Source organism: Pseudomonas sp. LBUM920 (assembly GCF_003852315.1).
Classification (GTDB): Bacteria; Pseudomonadota; Gammaproteobacteria; order Pseudomonadales; family Pseudomonadaceae; genus Aquipseudomonas.
This window is the reverse complement of record NZ_CP027762.1, coordinates 511,245-530,592: the sequence shown is the minus strand read 5'-3', so window position 1 is coordinate 530,592 and position 19,348 is coordinate 511,245. Positions and strand designations below refer to the sequence as shown.

General features: G+C 59.5%; 10 protein-coding genes and 1 pseudogene. 4 read left to right on the top strand and 7 right to left on the bottom strand.

What is annotated here, in order from left to right:
* Positions 1–154: 154 nt before the first annotated feature.
* Entirely contained in the window at positions 155–3,094 is a 2,940-nt protein-coding gene (gene glnE, locus C4J83_RS02295) for a bifunctional [glutamate--ammonia ligase]-adenylyl-L-tyrosine phosphorylase/[glutamate--ammonia-ligase] adenylyltransferase (protein WP_124416261.1), read from the bottom strand.
* Between the two features lie 383 nt (positions 3,095–3,477).
* Between glnE and aceE the strand changes: the two genes are divergently transcribed.
* From aceE to msrA, 4 genes are all read left to right on the top strand, one after another.
* Positions 3,478–6,123 (top strand): pyruvate dehydrogenase (acetyl-transferring), homodimeric type, encoded by a 2,646-nt coding sequence (gene aceE, locus C4J83_RS02290; RefSeq protein ID WP_124416260.1) that lies wholly within the window; start codon positions 3,478–3,480, stop codon positions 6,121–6,123.
* An 11-nt stretch (positions 6,124–6,134) separates the two neighbouring features.
* Positions 6,135–7,793, top strand: a complete 1,659-nt coding sequence (gene aceF, locus C4J83_RS02285; RefSeq protein ID WP_119737998.1) for a dihydrolipoyllysine-residue acetyltransferase — start codon at positions 6,135–6,137, stop codon at positions 7,791–7,793.
* A gap of 317 nt (positions 7,794–8,110) precedes the next feature.
* Positions 8,111–10,804, top strand: coding sequence for a putative bifunctional diguanylate cyclase/phosphodiesterase (locus C4J83_RS02280; protein WP_124416259.1), 2,694 nt, complete (start codon positions 8,111–8,113; stop codon positions 10,802–10,804).
* A 73-nt stretch (positions 10,805–10,877) separates the two neighbouring features.
* Positions 10,878–11,525, top strand: coding sequence for a peptide-methionine (S)-S-oxide reductase MsrA (msrA, locus tag C4J83_RS02275; protein WP_106577569.1), 648 nt, complete (start codon positions 10,878–10,880; stop codon positions 11,523–11,525).
* Between the two features lie 139 nt (positions 11,526–11,664).
* Here msrA and C4J83_RS02265 read toward each other — a convergent pair whose 3' ends face one another.
* From C4J83_RS02265 to putP, 6 genes and pseudogenes are all read right to left on the bottom strand, one after another.
* Positions 11,665–12,501 (bottom strand): 23S rRNA (adenine(2030)-N(6))-methyltransferase RlmJ, encoded by an 837-nt coding sequence (locus C4J83_RS02265; RefSeq protein WP_016975658.1) that lies wholly within the window; start codon positions 12,499–12,501, stop codon positions 11,665–11,667.
* 231 nt (positions 12,502–12,732) lie between these two features.
* Positions 12,733–13,458 carry a DUF4123 domain-containing protein gene (locus C4J83_RS02260; RefSeq protein ID WP_124416258.1) on the bottom strand — a complete coding sequence of 242 codons (726 nt, stop codon included), beginning with the start codon at positions 13,456–13,458 and terminating at the stop codon, positions 12,733–12,735.
* A gap of 712 nt (positions 13,459–14,170) precedes the next feature.
* The gene (locus C4J83_RS02255) at positions 14,171–14,560 is read right to left on the bottom strand and encodes a hypothetical protein (protein WP_124416257.1); all 390 of its coding nucleotides are present in this window, start codon (positions 14,558–14,560) and stop codon (positions 14,171–14,173) included.
* A 231-nt stretch (positions 14,561–14,791) separates the two neighbouring features.
* Positions 14,792–15,202: a hypothetical protein gene (locus tag C4J83_RS30615; protein WP_124416256.1), complete on the bottom strand. Its 411-nt coding sequence runs from the start codon at positions 15,200–15,202 to the stop codon at positions 14,792–14,794.
* Positions 15,203–15,579: 377 nt separating this feature from the next.
* Positions 15,580–17,583, bottom strand: a pseudogene (locus C4J83_RS02245) (type VI secretion system Vgr family protein); the annotation flags it as partial.
* A 203-nt stretch (positions 17,584–17,786) separates the two neighbouring features.
* The gene (putP, locus tag C4J83_RS02240; protein WP_106577565.1) at positions 17,787–19,271 is read right to left on the bottom strand and encodes a sodium/proline symporter PutP; all 1,485 of its coding nucleotides are present in this window, start codon (positions 19,269–19,271) and stop codon (positions 17,787–17,789) included.
* Positions 19,272–19,348: the final 77 nt, after the last annotated feature.

Here is a 19,348-nt window from a genome sequence, read left to right as displayed (position 1 = left end):
GTAGCCACGGAACCGCTTTGTGTGAGAGCGGGCTTGCTCGCGAAAGCATCACCGCGGTCCGCCAGACAGACCGCAGCGTCTGCTTCGCGAGCAAGCCCGCTCCCACACAAGGCTGGTTTCCACATTAGATTGGCATCGCTCAATTAATCGAGTATCAGCTTAACCCCAGCGCCTGCCAGATTCGCATCACCTGGCGCCGTTCGTCGGCGAACTGATCCCCGGCTACCGTGCCAGCCTCGTTTTGCAAGGCCTGGCGGTGCGCGGCGGAACGGTAGGCTTTATACACCTCGCGCAGCAGATGGGCATCGGCGGCGGGCATCAGCCCGACCTGCTCCAGGCCCTCCAGAATGCGGATATTGTCGGTGTAGCGCAGCAACGATGGATGTTGCGCAGACCACGCCAAAGCCGCGTATTGCACCATAAATTCAATATCGACGATACCTCCGGCGTCCTGCTTGAGGTCGAACACCACCGTGGGCTCAAAGGCATTGGCGCCGGTGCCGGCCGCCGTAGACCGGGTGCCCAGGTTGTCGCGCATCTTGGCGCGCATCTCGCTGACCTCCTGGCGCAGCTTGGCCAGGTCACGCTCACGCCCCAATACCCTGGCGCGTACGTGCTCGAACGCCTGGCCCACATCCTGACTGCCCACCAGCACCCGCGCGCGGATCAGCGCCTGATGTTCCCAGGTCCAGGCCTCATTTTGCTGATAGCGCTCGAAGGCTCCGAGTGAACTCACCAGCAAGCCGGACGCGCCGGATGGGCGCAGGCGCATGTCGACCTCATACAGCTGGCCGGAGTTGGTCTGGGTGGTCAGCAAGTGGATGATGCGCTGGCCCAGGCGCGTGAAGAACTGCGCGCCGTCGATCGGCTTGGCGCCGTCAGTCTCGGCCTGCGGGTCACCGTCGTGGATAAACACCAGGTCCAGGTCAGAACCATGCCCCAGCTCGATGCCGCCCACCTTGCCATAACCGACAATGATGAACCCCGGGTCGCACAGCGTACCGTCAAGCCGCTGCGGCGAGCCGTGGCGGGCCACGGTCTGGCGCCACGCCAGGGCCAGTACTTGTTCGAGAATGGCTTCGGCAAGCCAGGTCAGGTAGTCGCTGACTTTCATCAGCGGCAGGCTGCCGGCGATTTCCGAGGCAGCCACGCGCAGACGGTGAGCCAGCTTGAAGTGGCGCAGCGCCTCCATCTGCTGCTCAAGGTCATCCTCAGGGATGCGCGTGAGGCGCTCGCGCAGCTCGGCGGCGAGTTCCGGCGCCAACGGCGGTTTGAACAGGCGGCCTTCGTTAAGCAGTTCGTCGAGCAACAGCGGGAAGCGCGTGATCTGTTCGGCGATCCACGGGCTGGCGGCGCACAGCGTGAGCAGACGGCGCAAAGCGTCGGGGTTTTCCGTGAGCAGCACCAGATAAGCGGAACGGCGGGCGACGGCTTCGACCAGCGGCAGTACACGTTCAAGCACCAAATCCGGGTTGGCGTGTTCGACGGCCTGGGCCAGCAGACGCGGAATAAAGGCATCCAGCCGCTCCCGCCCCAGGCGCTGCATGGCACGCAATTGCGGGCTGCCGCGCAAGCCGGCCAGGGCTTTGAGGGCTTTGGGCGCGTCGGTAAAGCCACCTTCCTGCAACTGCAGGCGAGCGGCGTCTTCGTCCTGAGACTCTTCCCACAGTGGCAGCCACTCGCCGCCTACGACCAACTCACTCTCTGCGCCTTCTTCTTCGTCGGGGTCGGCGATGACCTGGCGGAAGTGCCAATCCACCCGACCACGCCAATACATCAGGCGCTCATGGAACGCGGACCAATCGGCAAAGCCCAGCATAAAGGCAATGCGCGCCTGATCTTGCGGGGTGTCCGGGAGCATTTGCGTCTGGCGGTCGGCGATCGCCTGGATCGCATGCTCGGTGTAACGCAAGAATTCGTAGCCGTTGCGTAACTCGGTAATCACTGTCGCAGGCAAATAACCCTGCCCTTCGAGCGTGCCGAGCACCTTGAGCAATGGCCGTTGTTGCAGGCTCAGGTCGCGGCCGCCGTGGATCAACTGGAACGCCTGGGCGATAAATTCCACTTCGCGGATGCCGCCCGAGCCCAGCTTGATGTTGTCGGCCATGCCTTTGCGCCGCACTTCCTGCTGGATCAGCTGCTTCATGGTGCGCAGCGCTTCGATGGCCGAAAAGTCCAGGTAACGCCGATAGACGAACGGGCGCAGCATATCCAGCAGTTGCGCACCGGCCACCTGGTCACCGGCAACCACGCGCGCCTTGATCATGGCGTAGCGTTCCCAATCACGGCCCTGGTCCTGGTAGTACTGTTCCAGCGCGTTGAAGCTGAGCACCAGGGCGCCAGCCGAACCGTAGGGACGCAGGCGCATGTCGACGCGGAACACAAACCCGTCGACCGTCATCGGGTCGAGCGCCTTGATCAGTTTTTGACCAAGCCGGATAAAAAACTCCTGGTTATCCAGCGCGCGCTTCACGCCCACCGTCTCGCCGCCTTCGGGGTAGGCGAAGATCAGGTCGATATCAGAGGACAGGTTCAGCTCCACGGCGCCGAGCTTGCCCATGCCGAGGATGACCATGTGCTGGGCTTCGCCGCTGCGTCGGCCGGTGGGTGTGCCAAATTGCACGCAATGGCGTTGGTACAGCCATTGGTAGGCTTGGTCGATGCTGGCGTCGGCCATGTCGGAAAGGTCGCGACAGGTTTGCACCAGGTCGGCCTGGCGCGTCAGGTCGCGCCAGATGATGCGCACTTGCTGGCGGGTGCGCTGGCGACGCAGCACGCGACCCAGCTCATCTTCTGTTTCTGCCTGTTGCACGGCGCCGGCGATCTGACCGCACAGCTCGCCGGGCGCAAAGCCGCGGTCCAGCTCGCCCCAGGCCACCAGCTCGAGCAACATCAAAGGGTCACGCAGGCTCTGTTCAATGACAAAATCACTGGCGGCGCACACGCGGGCGAAGTCAGCCCACCGTTGCGGCGTCCATGCAGAAAGTCCATGATCGTCGTCCAGCGCGGCCACTGCGTCACGAAATGACTGCTCGGCCCGCTGGGCAAAAGGCAAGAGAATGGCCGGTAATGGGGCCAGTGTTGGAAGGCTCATGGTCTATCCTTGATCGGCGCGTAAAAGGCTTGTTGCTGTGAACGCAAGAACCACGCTCGGTGAAGGACTGTCGAACAAAGGTTATAAATAGCTGAAATTAAATTAATCTTGGCAGGCAACATCAAACTTTCACCTTTTCTTGTTCGCAAAAGATCAACAATAACGATTATGCTCACCAGCCAGACCGAGCAATCCACTCGGTCTTGTGTAGTTTTACTACTCGTATATACATTCGAAAGGCTGAAATGGCCGACGATTTGTAGTAAAACTACAGGACGCCGAAGCAACCTTCGGCCATCCAAGAATTTATGTCGTCTGCCCACAAGGCCAGTCGCAAACTTCAGGCAACCGATTCTGGTAGCCTTTCCGCCCTGGAGCAAGCCATGCAAGACCTCGATCCCGTCGAAACCCAGGAATGGCTGGACGCCCTGGAATCGGTTCTCGACAAAGAAGGCGAAGACCGTGCTCACTACCTGATGACCCGTATGGGCGAACTCGCGACCCGCAGCGGCTCGCAATTGCCTTACGCCATCACCACGCCATACCGCAACACCATCCCCGTTACCCACGAAGCACGCATGCCTGGCGACCTGTTCATGGAACGCCGCATTCGCTCGCTGGTACGTTGGAACGCCATGGCGATGGTAATGCGCACGAACTTGAAAGATTCTGACCTGGGCGGTCACATCTCCAGCTTCGCTTCCAGCGCAACCCTGTATGACATCGGCTTCAACTACTTCTTCCAGGCCCCGACCGACGAACACGGCGGCGACCTGATCTACTTCCAGGGCCACACTTCTCCAGGCGTTTACGCCCGTGCGTTCATGGAAGGCCGCATCACCGAAGAACACATGAACAACTTCCGCCAGGAAGTGGACGGTAACGGCCTGTCGTCGTACCCGCACCCTTGGCTGATGCCTGATTTCTGGCAGTTCCCGACTGTGTCGATGGGCCTTGGCCCGATCCAGGCGATCTACCAGGCACGTTTCATGAAGTACCTGGAAGCGCGTGGCTTCATCCCTGAAGGCAAGCAGAAAGTCTGGTGCTTCCTGGGCGACGGCGAGTGTGACGAGCCGGAATCCCTGGGCGCCATCTCCCTGGCCGGCCGCGAGAAGCTCGACAACCTGATCTTCGTCATCAACTGCAACCTGCAGCGCCTCGACGGCCCGGTTCGCGGCAACGGCAAGATCATCCAGGAACTCGAAGGCGTGTTCCGCGGTGCTCAGTGGAACGTGACCAAAGTGATCTGGGGCCGTTTCTGGGACCCACTGCTGGCCAAAGACGTCGACGGTATCCTGCAACGTCGCATGGACGAAGTCATCGACGGCGAGTACCAGAACTACAAAGCCAAAGACGGCGCGTTCGTCCGTGAACATTTCTTCAACACGCCTGAACTCAAGGCAATGGTTGCAGACCTGTCCGACGACGAGATCTGGAAACTCAACCGTGGCGGCCACGACCCGTACAAGGTCTACGCGGCGTACCACGAAGCGGTCAACCACAAAGAACAACCGACCGTCATCCTGGCCAAGACCATCAAGGGTTATGGCACCGGTGCCGGCGAAGCGAAGAACACCGCGCACAACACCAAGAAGGTTGATGTTGAAAGCCTGAAGCTGTTCCGCGACCGCTTCGACATCCCGGTCAAGGACGAAGAGCTGGAGAACCTGCCGTTCTTCAAGCCGGAGCCAAACAGCGCCGAAGCCCGCTACCTCAGCGAGCGTCGCACTGCACTGGGCGGTTTCGTGCCACAGCGCCGCGCCAAGAGCTTCAACATTCCGACGCCGCCACTCGATACCCTCAAGGCTATCCTGGACGGCTCGGGCGACCGTGAAATCTCCACCACCATGGCCTTCGTGCGCATCCTGGCGCAGCTGGTCAAGGACAAGGAAATCGGTTCGCGTATCGTCCCGATCATCCCGGACGAAGCCCGTACCTTCGGTATGGAAGGCATGTTCCGTCAGTTGGGCATCTACTCCTCCGTCGGCCAGCTCTACGAGCCAGTCGATAAAGACCAGGTGATGTTCTACAAGGAAGACAAAAAGGGCCAGATCCTCGAAGAAGGCATCAACGAAGCGGGCGCCATGAGCTCCTTCATCGCTGCCGGTACCTCGTACTCCAGCCACAACCAGCCGATGCTGCCGTTCTACATCTTCTACTCGATGTTCGGCTTCCAGCGTATCGGCGACCTGGCGTGGGCAGCAGGCGACAGCCGTACCCGTGGCTTCCTGATCGGCGGTACTGCCGGGCGGACCACGCTGAACGGCGAAGGCCTGCAACACGAAGACGGTCACAGCCACATCCTGGCTGCCACCATCCCGAACTGCCGCACCTTTGATCCAACCTACGGCTATGAGCTGGCGGTGATCATCCAGGACGGCATGAAGAAGATGACCGAAGAGCAGCAGGACGTTTTCTACTACATCACCGTGATGAACGAGTCCTACCAGCAGCCAGCCATGCCGGCCGGTGTCGAGGAAGGCATCATCAAGGGCATGTACCTGCTCGAAGAAGACACCAAGGAAGCGGCGCACCACGTACAGCTGATGGGCTCCGGCACCATCCTGCGCGAAGTGCGTGAAGCGGCCAAGATCCTGCGTGAAGAGTTCAACGTCGGCGCTGACGTGTGGAGCGTTACCAGCTTCAACGAACTGCGTCGCGACGGCCTGGCAGTGGAGCGTAACAACCGCCTGCACCCAGGTCAGAAGCCAGCGAAAAGCTACGTCGAAGAGTGCCTGGCCGGCCGTAAAGGTCCAGTCATTGCCTCTACCGACTACATGAAGCTGTTTGCTGAACAGATTCGCCAGTGGGTCCCGTCCAAGGAATTCAAAGTCCTGGGCACCGACGGTTTCGGCCGCAGTGACAGCCGCAAGAAGCTGCGTCACTTCTTCGAAGTTGACCGTCACTTCGTGGTGTTGGCAGCCCTGGAAGCCTTGGCTGACCGTGGTGAGATCGAACCTAAGGTGGTGGCTGACGCTATCGTCAAGTTCGGGATCAACCCGGAAAAACGCAACCCACTGGACTGCTGAGGAGACTTTTTGTGAGCGAACTCATTCGCGTACCTGACATCGGCAGCGGTGAAGGTGAAGTAATCGAGCTGTTTGTGAAGGTCGGCGACACCGTCGAAGCCGACCAGAGCATCCTGACCCTGGAATCGGACAAGGCGAGCATGGAAATCCCTGCTCCCAAGGCCGGTGTGGTCAAGAGCCTGAAAGTGAAGCTGGGCGACCGCCTGAAAGAAGGCGACGAACTGCTGGAACTGGAAATCGAAGGTGCCGCTGACGCGGCCCCTGCGCCAGCGCCTGCTGCCGCTGCTGCACCCGCACCGGCTGCTGAAAAGCCTGCCGCCGCTGCCGAGGCGCCTGCAGCCCCGGCCGCTGCTCCGGCTGAGGCCTCTGTTCAGGACATTCACGTCCCGGACATCGGCTCGTCGGGCAAGGCCAAGATCATCGAGCTGCTGGTCAAGGTCGGCGACACCGTCGAAGCCGACCAGTCGCTGATCACCCTGGAGTCCGACAAGGCCTCCATGGAAATCCCATCGCCGGCGGCCGGCGTGGTGGAAAGCATCGCGGTCAAGCTCGAAGACGAAGTCGGCACTGGCGACTTCATCCTCAAGCTGAAAGTACAAGGCGCTGCGCCGGCTGCTGCTCCAGCACCGGCTGCGGCCGCTCCTGCTGCAAAAGCTGACGCGGCTCCGGCTCCGGCTGCTGCCGCCCCTGCACCTGCTGCAAAAGCCGAGGCCGCTCCGGCCCCTGCTGCTGCCGCACCTGCGCCAAGCGGTGCCAAGGTTCACGCCGGCCCAGCCGTGCGTCAGCTGGCCCGTGAGTTCGGCGTTGAGTTGAACGCTGTGTCGGCCACCGGCCCGCACGGTCGCGTGCTCAAGGAAGACGTGCAGGTTTACGTCAAGGCCATGATGCAGAAGGCCAAGGAAGCTCCGGCTGCCGGCGCTGCTACCGGTGGCGCTGGTATTCCGCCGATCCCGGTCGTGGACTTCAGCCGCTTCGGCGAAACCGAAGAAGTGCCGATGACTCGCCTGATGCAAATCGGCGCGTCGAGCCTGCACCGCAGCTGGCTGAACATTCCGCACGTGACCCAGTTCGACCAGGCCGACATCACCGACCTGGAAGCTTTCCGCGTTGCGCAGAAAGCCGTGGCCGAGAAAGCTGGCGTGAAACTGACCGTGCTGCCTCTGCTGCTCAAGGCCTGCGCGCACCTGCTCAAGGAACTGCCGGACTTCAACAGTTCGCTGGCGCCAAGCGGTAAAGCGATCATTCGCAAGAAATACGTGCACATCGGTTTTGCAGTTGATACCCCGGACGGCCTGCTGGTGCCTGTGATCAAGAACGTTGATCAGAAGAGCCTGCTGCAACTGGCTGCTGAAGCTGCTGCACTGGCCGCCAAGGCCCGTGACAAGAAGCTGACCGCAGACGATATGCAGGGCGCCTGCTTCACCATCTCCAGCCTCGGGCACATTGGCGGCACTGGCTTCACGCCAATCGTCAACGCGCCGGAAGTGGCGATCCTGGGTGTGTCCAAGGCCACTATCCAGCCTGTGTGGGACGGTAAAGCGTTCCAGCCGAAGCTGATGCTGCCGCTGTCGTTGTCCTACGATCACCGTGTGATCAACGGCGCCGCCGCTGCACGCTTCACGCAGCGTCTGAGCCAACTGCTGAACGACATCCGCACCATCCTGCTGTAAGCCTCAAACGGGCCTCCCTTTTACCGGGGAGGCCTGGCTGCACCGATTTCCGAGCGCCACGCTCGTACCTCAACCCCGCCAACTGGCGGGGCTTTTTTTGGCCTGCTTTTTTGTCGGGGCAAGGGCGTAGCGCCTGCGTCAATGCGCCACCCATCACCTGGATTGTAGAAACCGCTACCGCGGCCGATAACAGCCATATAGCACTTAGCCTTCATCCTCTCTTGTCAGTGCGTGCTGCATGATGCAACCTTGCCGCAGGCGACAGTAAAGAGGGCGTGAGCCCGGCGCCGTGCGCATTTTTCCAAGCGAGTTTCCCCATGAAAAGCCAACCCGATGTCGCCCGTATGGCGGCCGAGGTAGTGACGCAGTTACCGGTGCCTTCGCGCCTCGGCATGCTGCGTTTCGAACGGCTTAATGAGGCAAGCTGGGCGCTGCTGTACCTCGACCCCAATTGCGAGCGCCAATTTGGTCTGCCGGCAGTCGAGCTGTGCGCCCTGGTCGGCACGCCCTATGCCAGCCTGATGGAACCGCAGGCGCGCTACCAACTGCACGACGCCATCCAGCAACAACTGACCCAGAGCCCGCATTACCTGGTGCGCTACACCTTGCATACCAGCGACGGGCCTTTGAGCCTGCTGGAGATGGGCGAGGCCTACAAACAACACAATCGTCACCTGCTGCGCGGCTACCTGATGGTGGTTGACGGGCTGTTCAGCGAAATCCCCACTGCCGCCCCGACCGCAGACCTGGAAAACCAGAACAGCCGCCTGCAGATCGCCCTGGAACTCAACCAGCGTGCCCAGCAGGAACAGTTGCAGCATCTGGAGCGTGTGCGCGCCCAACAGGAGCTGATCCTGCTGCTGGCACGCCAGCGCTACACCACGCCCAACTCGCTGCAGGAAGCCGCCGAGCTGATCACCCGCAGCGCGTGCGACATCTACCAGATCGATTGCGCGAGCATCTGGAACCTTGAAGGCCAGCGCCTGGTGCCGATCTCGGCGTACCACCGCGACGACCAACAGCATCACTTGCCTGAAGCGATCGACGCCAGCGGCTTCCCGGACTACCTGGAAGCCTTGCACTCGAGCCGCGCCATCGACGCCACCCACGCGTTGCGCGACCCGCGCACCCGGGAGATGGCCGAAAGCCTGCGCGCCAAGGACGTGCACGCGATGCTCGACGCGAGCATCCGTGTGGACGGCCAAGTCATCGGCGTGTTGTGCCTGGAACAAAGCGGCAGCTCGCGTGCCTGGCAGGCGGATGAGATCGCCTTCGCCGGCGAGTTGGCGGACCAGTTCGCGCAAGTGATCAACAACCACAACCGGCGCACCGCCACCAGCGCGCTGCACTTGTTCCAGCGGGCTGTGGAGCAAAGCGCCAACGCGTTTCTGCTGGTCAATTGCGACGGCGTGGTCGAGTACGTCAACCCAAGCTTTACCGCGATCACCCAGTACAGCGCCGAAGAAGTCCACGGCCATCGACTGGCGCAGTTGCCAGCCCTGGAAAACCTCAGCGAGTTGCTCTTCGACGCACCGTCGAGCCTGGCCAAAAGCAACAGCTGGCAGGGTGAGTTCAAGAGCCGACGCAAAAACCTCGAACCCTACTGGGGCCAGCTGTCGATTTCCAAGGTGTATGGCGACAACCGTGAGTTGACGCACTACATCGGCATCTACGAAGACATCACCCAGACCAAGCTGGCCCAGCAGCGCATCGAGCGCCTGGCCTACACCGACAACCTGACCAACCTGGGCAACCGCCCGGCGTTTATCCGCAACCTGGATGAGCGCTTCGCGCGCGACAGCGACAGCCCGATCAGCCTGTTGCTGGTGGACATCGACAATTTCAAGCGGATCAACGACAGCCTCGGCCACCAGACCGGCGACAAGTTGCTGATCAGCTTGGCCCGGCGCCTGCGCAACAGCCTGAGTGCCAGTGGCAGCCTGGCGCGGTTTGCCAGTAACGAGTTCGCGGTGTTGCTCGACGACACCGACCTGGAGAGTGGCCAACAGGTTGCCAGCCAGTTGCTGGCAACCCTCGACAAACCGATGTTTGTCGACAACCAACTGATCAGCGTCACCGGCTCCGTGGGCCTGGCCTGTGCGCCGTTGCACGGTCGTGATCCGCAAACCCTGATGCGTAACGCCGGGCTGGCCCTGCACAAGGCCAAGGCCAACGGTAAACACCAGGTACAGGTGTTTACCGAGGCGCTGAACGCCGAGGCCAGTTACAAACTGTTCGTGGAAAACAACCTGCGCCGCGCCCTGACCCAAAACGAGCTGGACGTGTTCTACCAGCCCAAGCTGTGCCTGCGCAGCGGCCGGCTGTTGGGCATGGAAGCGCTGTTGCGCTGGAACCACCCGGAAAAGGGCATGATCCGTCCCGACCAGTTCATCAGCGTGGCGGAAGAAACCGGGCTGATCATCCCCATCGGCAAATGGATCGCGCGCCAGGCCTGCCGCATGAGCAAGCAATTGAGCGCCGCCGGCATGGGCAATTTGCAGGTGGCGATCAACCTGTCGCCCAAGCAATTCTCCGATCCGGACCTGGTGGCCTCGATTGCCACCATCCTCAAGGAAGAACAGTTGCCCGCGAACCTGCTGGAGCTGGAGCTGACCGAAGGTTTGCTGCTGGAAGCCACCGAAGACACGCGCCTTCAGCTGGACCAGCTGAAGAGCTTTGGCCTGACCCTGGCCATGGATGACTTCGGCACCGGCTATTCGTCGCTGAGCTACCTGAAGAAATTCCCCATCGACATCATCAAGATCGATCGCAGCTTTATCCACGAAATCCCGGACAACCAGGACGACATGGAAATCACCTCGGCAGTGATCGCCATGGCCCACAACCTCAAGCTCAAAGTGGTGGCCGAGGGCGTCGAAACCTCCGAGCAACTGGCCTTCCTGCGCCGGCATCGTTGCGATGTGGGCCAGGGCTATTTGTTCGACCGGCCGATCCCCGGTTCAGAGCTGCTCGAGAAGCTTAAACGGTACCCGCGCGGGCCAATCGCCTGACAGCGCTGTAACACTCGGGCACACTGGCTGTCTGAATCTTTACCGCTAACTCAACCTGACGAGAGGACTGATCATGGTCTTGCGCTCGGAAATTCTGGTGAACAAAAACGTGTTGCCCACTCAAGAACAAGCTTTGCCTGGCCGTGAAACCCCGATGGCGCTGCCAGAGACGCATTTCGTCAACGGCAACCCGCTGCTCGGCCCCTTTGTCGACAACGTCGAGTTCGCGATCTTCGGTCTCGGTTGTTTCTGGGGTGCCGAACGCCGGTTCTGGCAGCGCGACGGTGTGGTCAGCACCGTGGTCGGCTATGCCGGCGGCTACACGCCGAACCCAACTTACGAAGAAGTTTGCTCGGGCCTGACCGGCCATAGCGAAGTGGTACTGGTGGTGTTCGACCAAGACAAGATCAGCTACGAAGAGCTGCTGAAAATGTTCTGGGAGCTGCACAACCCGACCCAGGGCATGCGCCAGGGCAACGACATCGGCAGCCAGTACCGTTCGGTGATCTACGCGGTGAAGCCTGAGCACCTGGAAGCGGCCAAGGCCAGCGCCGAGGCGTATCAGGGCGAACTGACCAAGGCCGGCCTGGGCACCATCACCACAGAAATCGAAGAGGCACCGACGGTGTACTTCGCCGAGGCGTATCACCAGCAATACCTGGCGAAGAACCCGCAGGGCTATTGCGGGATCGGCGGCACAGGCGTGACCTGCCCGATCTAAGCACAACGCAGATCAAAAAATGTGGGAGCGGGCTTGCTCGCGAATGCGGTATATCAGTCGACATATCTGTTAACTGACACTCCGCTTTCGCGAGCAAGCCCGCTCCCACATTTAGTGTTGTGCTTGGCTTGAGATCTGATTACTCAGCGATGAGCCAATCCATCTGCCACCCACCCTGGGTCTGGCCAAGTTTCTTGGACAGCCACGGCAGCAGCTCACGCAACTCCTCTTCCAACCCCCACGGCGGGTTGGCAATCGCCAGGCCCGAGCCGGTCAGGGTGTTGGGCGTGTCCAGCGGATGCACCAGCAACTCCACCCGCAGCAACTTCGGCGCACCCGTGCCGGCCAGGTCCTGGTAGAAGCGGCGCAGCATGCGCTGGTCTTTCACCGGGTACCAGATCGCCGCAACGGTCTGGCGCATGCGGCTGACTGCTTCCTTGAGGGACGCTGCGCAGCGCTGCATCTCGTCGAGCTTTTCAAACGGCGGATCGATCAGCATCAACGCACGTTTTTCCGGCACCGGCAGCAAGGCTCGCGGCACATGCCAGCCTTCGCCCAAATGTACTTTGACGCGGCGATCGCCCTTCATGTTGTCTTTGAGCAGCACGCCGTCTTCCGGGTGTTTTTCATTCAGCAGCACACGGTCCTGAGGCCGCGTAAGGCGGCGCGCCAGCTCCGGCGAGCCCGGGTAGTAGCGCAACTGGCCATCCGGGTTCATCTCATGCAACACGCGCATGTAGTCGGCGGTCAGCGGCGGCAGGTCGCTCTCGCCCCACAGGCGCGCAATGCCTTCCAGGTATTCACCGGTACGGTTGGCCTGATCACCTTGCAGGTCGTACAGCCCGATCCCGGCGTGGGTGTCGAGGTAGGCGAACGGCTGCTCCTTGCGCGACATCAGGGCGATGAGGCGGGTCAAGGTCAGGTGTTTGAAGACATCGGCGTGGTTGCCGGCGTGAAAGGCGTGACGATAATTCATGGTTGCTCCTGCGCAGGGGGCGAAGTTTACCTTCTACAGGCGCAAAGGGGCAGAGTGTGGCGAACGGGCTCACCTCGCGTTGGGCTGCGCAGCAGCCCTGATACGTTCACCGCGTTCTTTTTTGCCAGAACTCATTGGCAGGTTTTGGGGCCACTACGCAGCCCGACGCAGGGCAAGCCTGCTCGCCACAACCACCCCTCACACCTATGACTGTTTCCAGCAGGCGCTGCGTCAACTCAACTCTGAGGCCAGATAGTCGGCAAGCGCCCCATGGCTGATATCCGCCCCGCGCGCAAAGCAGGCGACCTTGTGGCGCAAGATCGCAGGCGTGAAAGCGGTATGCAGGTCGGGGCGCTGCTCTTCGAGCCATTGCAGCAAGTTGTCGATCAGCACGTGGGGTGATTGCGCTGCCAGATGCTCCAGCAACGAGGCAGGCACTTGCCACCATGGGCTGGTGTTGGCGGCAGTGACCGGGCCAGTCGCAACCGTCAGCGGTTTGCCGTTGATCAGGTAACGCTGAAATACCGGCAACACCTTCCCCGCCTCATCGCCGATGTTTTGCACAATCGGCAGAAATTGACCGCCATCCCAGAAGCGCAAAAACACTTCCTGCCCCTCGGGCAACAGCACCTTGGTCAAGCTTTGCAGGTGCGCTACCACTGTTTCCAGTGGGCTGGACGATACCGCCAGCCAACCCCAGTCCGTAGACACGGTGGTTGCTATCCAGTCGAGGAATGGGCTGTCGGGCTCGATGATGGCGACATAAGGCATGACCTCAGTCCACTCAGCATAGGCCGTGCTTGCCCAGACGGGCTGGGGCGGCATGCCAGCTGCCATTTTTCGCCAGACATCTACCGGCTTCGCGTCGCTGGCGTTACTGAGAATGACGAACGCATTCTCAGTCGTCCGAAGGGGACAATGGGTTAACCAAGTTTTTGGTAACAACTGATTCGGCATTAGGTACATTCCATTCAAAGGAGGACGCAAGCAATGATTCGTTTTTCATAACAATTGCTGTCACAAACAAAGCGTCAACAATTTCATTTTGAAAAGCTCTCGCCTAATCTAGAACCAATCAACATCCTCCCATCCCACAAGCTCTCCTATTACAAGCAAAATAAAAATGCCAAGGACGGAGGCCACTGAACAGACACCTAGACCTTTCAAAATAAATTTGAGCATCTTCGGAAACTCAGCGTAGTCCTCAGCACTAAGACATCCGTGTTTTATAGAGTGTGCGGGAAAGGCGAAAGCACCGATCACAGCCCTTATCGCCCACGATCTACTTATAGGATCCCAACCGACACTTCCATCCGAACTTATAACATACCAACTACGCTTAAGTTCTTCCGTATCTTTTCCTTCTTAAAATAAGAAAGTTACAAAGCCCACACAGGAACAGTCACAATAAATAAAAAAACACGCAACCATTAAGCTTCAGCAAATAATTCTTGCACCTTCAAAGGACAAAGTTGAGGCAACAAAGCTAAACATGTCACAACCCCCCATGAGCCAATGTACAACCTCATAGATATTTTCGCCTAACTTTTCGCCCCCATTGCCAGACAATGCACTTACACTTGCCAACGCCTTTACGCACGAGAGGTCCGAGACAGTTATTCAATTGACTCAGTAAATTTTATCGCTACGCGATAAAATTTTAAGTACTCTAGGTAGGCCACCCTAGAAAATTAATTACCAAGGCCATCAGCACACCACCTAATGTGAGCACAATTGCTGCTGTCGCAGAGGATACAATCCAAAACTTTAAGGGCTTCGGAAACCGCCTATAGTCATCCGGGTCAAGTTCACCTCTTTCAATTGATTTTTTAGGAAAAACCAACACACCCGAGACACCACTTAGAATATGAAACTTACCGACCAGCCCAGCGTTCAAAAGCGAGCTCCTATTTTGAACAACTAATGATCGCCCCAAACATCCGACAATTTCTGACATTCTAAAAAAAACCATATAAAACCAAATACCAATAATAAAAATACCGGACAAAAACAAGCCTAAGGAGGACATCAAAAAAATGATTTCCGAGTCACTTATCATCGGACAACCTTATAAACAATTTCCCCAATAGTTTCACCCACTTTAGAAAATGCGTTACCCCCTACAGCAGATCCCAACCCCGCGACTACAACCGCGCAAACCGCTCCACCCACCCCGACGGTAGCAACGCCAATACCGACACATATGGCCCCACTTCCCATAGCACCAACCACCCCACCAGTTACCATTCCAACGAATGCCCCACTTTCGGTGAACTTGACCTGCTGACACTCATCCCTGCTTCCAACTCGACACGTTTCCTTCACCTTCAATGCGGACGCTGATCCCCCTGGCCCAATACCGATAAACCCGCCCACCGTCATATACTGACTCGCCCGCGCGACACTTTGAATATGCGTCGCATATCCAGGAATCCACCCCTGACACACCCGCTTTGCTCCAATGATGAACCAAACTACGACTGGAAATCCCCAATGCTTTTTTGAGCTTCGGGTGATCGGCAATGCTAACTCCTTTGCGTACCAGAGGCCCGAGGCTGTTATCCAGTTGAGTTAACAGCTTCTGACGTTTAGCGAAAAATTCTGCACCTTGCAAATTGCCATGAGCCTGGAAGGTTTTGACGTGCAACTTTTCAAGATCCACGAGGACGGACGTGGTCCGCGTTAAATGATTTTCCACCATGCTTGATCCCACCCCCAACGCCATCAACTCTGCGCCAAAAAAGCACCAACCTCTTGCTGGTGCTCAACCATAAACGCCGCCTCTTCATCGCTCATCGGCGTCAGTGCATCGTTCACTTCTTTCGCCGCCTCCATCAGCAATGCCTCTTCACGCGTGCATTGGCTGTTAAGCGGGTCGCTGAGGACGAGCATTTGCCCCGGCCTCGCGTACTGCGTGAGTTGTGGATTGAGGCTGCGAAACCGCTCCAGCACGATCGCACTGGGCGATTCGAACAGCGACTTTTCCAAGGCATCCCGAGACATTGCGCGCTGCACGATATGAAACCCCGGCTCGACGCCAGCAGCTTTCCCGGCAGAGGGTCCCGGACCTTTATTCCCATGCTGCGGGAGGTCGCACTGGCCGTTCTTGCAGCGCTCGCACTCTTCGCAAAAAGGTGCACTACGTTTCAGGCTGGCCACTTGCACGCGGCTTAACGGGGCAGGAACAACCGCCAGCAGCTTTTCCTTTATTCCCGGCATTAACGGCGCAGTCGCGGCAGCCGGCGCGCCGCCAAGCTGGATCGGCACGCTGCTGAAAATTCCACCCGCCGACAGCGTGATCGACTGCCCTCCGGCCTGGATTGTCACGCTCGCACCGGCGTCGATGACAATGCTCTGCCCCGCTCCGATCTGGATGGTGCGACCTGCACGCATCTGCTGCGAACCACCAACTGTCAGGTGGTCATCCTGCTTGAGTTCGGTGAGGCGATTGCCATGGGTAATGCGCTGCTCTTCGCCTTGCAGCTCGTGATGCGACTCGCCGCCCACCTTCACCCGGCGCCCGTTATCGACCTGCACCTGCTGGTCATTCAGCACGTGCTGGGTCCAGTCACGCTGGGCACGCAAGTAGATTTCCTCGGCGCCTTTGCGGTCCTCAATGCGTAGCTCGTTGTAGCCGCCACCGCCCGGGCTGCTCTGGCTGCGAAAGATACTGCGGGTCTTGTCCGCTGGCAGATCGAGGGGCACCGGCGTTGCCGCGTTGGGCAGGCAGCCCATCACCAGTGGCATGTCCAGGTCACCATTGGCGAATCCCACCAGCACTTCCATACCGACTCTGGGTATCAGCACCGAGCCGTAACGATCATGCGCCCAGCCACTGGCGACACGCAGCCAGCAGCTGGAGTGCTCGTTGTGTTGCCCGTCACGGTCCCAGGCCAGTTGCACCTTGACCCGGCCGTATTCATCGCAATGGATTTCACTGTCGGCAGGCCCGGTAACCACCGCGTGTTGATAACCGCCGATGCTCGGGCGCGGCAGTTCAGCCAAGGGTGGGCGGAAAATCACATCCCATGGCACGGCGATAAACGTGTTGTGATAACCCTGACGTAAACCCTCACCTGAAGCCTCGGTAACAGCCTCTTCCAGCACCTGGGGTTGTTTGCCCTCATGGGAAACCTGGGTGACCAGCCACAAATCATTCCAGCTTTCTCGCGGGTGCCCGCCAAGCCTGAGGAACCGACCACTGGCCAAGGCAGGATCATCGCCTTCACCCCGGGCGGCTCTCGAGTCTGTGCGCAGGCGCTCCAAGCCTCGCTGCGCAAGGTATTTGCCATGGGGGCGATCGGAAAAGTGGCCGGGATACTGCTGCATTTCAAGGCTCGGAAGCTGCTCGCCAGCCACGGCACTTTCCAGCGTCAGGCGCGGCTTGCGAAAATCATAATCGCGCAGGTTTATCCCTGTTGTGCGGGTTTCCAGTTGCATCGCAAAGCGCTTGATCGCCGGAGTCGCCGCCACCATCCCGGAGCCGGGGCTGTAGGGAGTGGGCTGTTCGGCCCGGGCGAACACGGTCTGGTCATCACCGAATACCAGCAGGTGCCCGTCGGGCGAATGCTGGAAGTGGTAGTGGATGCCCACCTCGGCGCACAGACGTTGAATGAACGCCAGATCAGTCTCGCCGAACTGCACGCAGTACTCGCGCAGTGGATAAGTACCGCTCAGGCGAAACTCAAAGCGGTCGCTCAGGATGCCTTGCCCGACCAACACCAGCGCCACAATCTGCGGCACACTCTTGTGCTGAAAAATACGCTGATGACTGCTGTGCGCCAGGTACTTCAGATGCGGCACAAGACGGATCTGATAACGCGTCAGGCGCCGCCCCGACTCGCCCTGCCCGACTCGATAGACCAGGCCATGCACACCATGCCCCTGCTCATCGAAACCCAGATAGGCCTGGCGATGCAGCAAGCTTTCCAAATCGAGATCGGGCTGTTCGCTGACCAGTTCAAGGTCGATACAGTAAGGCTGACTCAGCGCCTCCTCACCCTGGAAGCTGTAGACCTTGAGGTCGCTGGCAACCCCATCCAGGGTCAGGTTAAACGCACTTTGATTGGCAGGAGCGAACATCCGGTGTTTCTCTGCGAAGGGTAGGCGGCCGATTCTGCACTACGGGTGCGCCCTGCTGAGCACGCCCCAGACAAATCAGTAAATCCCTACACGCTCGCATCAGAATCTTCTTCGGACCAACCCGAATCACACGCAAAAAAAGGCCCGCCATCCGTAGGACGCGGGCCTTTTTCTAATTCAACGGGCGCTTATCACCCGACGAATTATTTGTTGAGGTTGTAGTCTTTTTCCGCCGCGTCAAAACGCTCGACCATACCGGCAGTCGGTGCGCCCAGCTTGCTGACGAAGTAGATCGCCAGGCTGGCGAAGATAAAGCCCGGAATGATTTCGTACAGGCCCAGCAGCTCGAAGTGCTTCCACACAATCACAGTGACCGCGCCGACCAGGATGCCGGCCAGTGCGCCGTTGCGCGTCATCTGTTTCCAGATCACCGAGATCAGCACCACAGGCCCGAACGCGGCGCCGAAACCGGCCCAGGCGTAGCTCACCAGGCCCAGTACGCGGTTGTTCGGGTTGGCTGCCATGGCAATCGCGATCAGGGCAACCAGCAGCACCATCGCGCGGCCGACCCACACCAGCTCAACCTGGGAGGCGTTTTTGCGCAGGAAGGTTTTGTAGAAGTCTTCAGTCAGCGCGCTCGAGCACACCAGCAGTTGGCAGCTCAGGGTGCTCATGACGGCAGCCAGAATGGCCGACAACAGCACGCCCGCGATCCATGGATTGAACAGCAGTTTGGCCAGTTCGATGAACACACGTTCGTGGTTCTCGTTGACCGGGCCGGCCACTTCCGGGTGCGCCGAGAAGTAAGCGATGCCGAAGAAGCCCACCGCCACGGTGCCGCCCAGGCACAGGATCATCCAGGTCATGGAGATGCGACGCGCCTTGGCAATCGACTTCACCGAATCCGCCGCCATGAACCGCGCGAGGATGTGCGGCTGGCCGAAGTAACCCAGGCCCCAGCCCATCAGCGAAATGATGCCGATAAAGGTGGTGTTTTTCAGCATGTTGAAGTTGTCAGGGTTCTTGGCTTCGATCGCCAGGAACGTGGTGTCGATACCTCCGGTGGCCAGCAACACGATGATCGGCGTCAGGATCAGCGCAAAGATCATCAGCGTGGCTTGTACGGTATCTGTCCAGCTGACCGCCAGGAAACCACCGACGAAGGTGTAGGCAATTGTCGCGGCAGCACCGGCCCACAGCGCGGTCTCGTAGGACATGCCGAAGGTGCTTTCAAACAGACGGGCGCCGGCCACGATGCCGGAAGCGCAATAAATGGTGAAGAACACCAGAATCACCACCGCAGAGATGATTCGCAGCAGGCCGCTTTTGTCTTCGAAACGGCTGGAGAAGTAATCCGGCAGCGTCAGGGCGTCGCCGTTGTGTTCGGTCTGCACCCGCAGGCGGCCGGCCACGAACAACCAATTCAGGTACGCGCCGACGATCAGGCCGATGGCGATCCAGCTTTCCGACAGACCGGACATATAGATGGCGCCCGGCAGGCCCATCAACAACCAGCCGCTCATATCGGAAGCACCGGCGGACAATGCGGTGACCACGCTGCCGAGGCTGCGACCGCCGAGGATGTAGTCAGAGAGGTTGTTGGTGGAGCGATAGGCCATGAAGCCGATCAACACCATTGCTGCGATGTAGATCACAAATGTGATCAGGGTGGGATTACTAACGCTCATAAGAGTGACGCCCTGGCTTTGTTTTTATGTAGCGACGGTCTGTGTCAGACGGCCACCCGTTGATAAGCGGATAGACG

What these genes read in the sequence shown, in the direction of transcription:
- glnE (WP_124416261.1), bottom strand. Translation starts at nt 3,094, where the DNA reads ATGAGCCTTCCAACACTGGCCCCATTACCGGCCATTCTCTTGCCTTTT.
- aceE (WP_124416260.1), top strand. Translation starts at nt 3,478, where the DNA reads ATGCAAGACCTCGATCCCGTCGAAACCCAGGAATGGCTGGACGCCCTG.
- C4J83_RS02280 (WP_124416259.1), top strand. Translation starts at nt 8,111, where the DNA reads ATGAAAAGCCAACCCGATGTCGCCCGTATGGCGGCCGAGGTAGTGACG.
- msrA (WP_106577569.1), top strand. Translation starts at nt 10,878, where the DNA reads ATGGTCTTGCGCTCGGAAATTCTGGTGAACAAAAACGTGTTGCCCACT.
- C4J83_RS02265 (WP_016975658.1), bottom strand. Translation starts at nt 12,501, where the DNA reads ATGAATTATCGTCACGCCTTTCACGCCGGCAACCACGCCGATGTCTTC.
- C4J83_RS02260 (WP_124416258.1), bottom strand. Translation starts at nt 13,458, where the DNA reads ATGCCGAATCAGTTGTTACCAAAAACTTGGTTAACCCATTGTCCCCTT.
- C4J83_RS02255 (WP_124416257.1), bottom strand. Translation starts at nt 14,560, where the DNA reads ATGATAAGTGACTCGGAAATCATTTTTTTGATGTCCTCCTTAGGCTTG.
- C4J83_RS30615 (WP_124416256.1), bottom strand. Translation starts at nt 15,202, where the DNA reads ATGGTGGAAAATCATTTAACGCGGACCACGTCCGTCCTCGTGGATCTT.
- putP (WP_106577565.1), bottom strand. Translation starts at nt 19,271, where the DNA reads ATGAGCGTTAGTAATCCCACCCTGATCACATTTGTGATCTACATCGCA.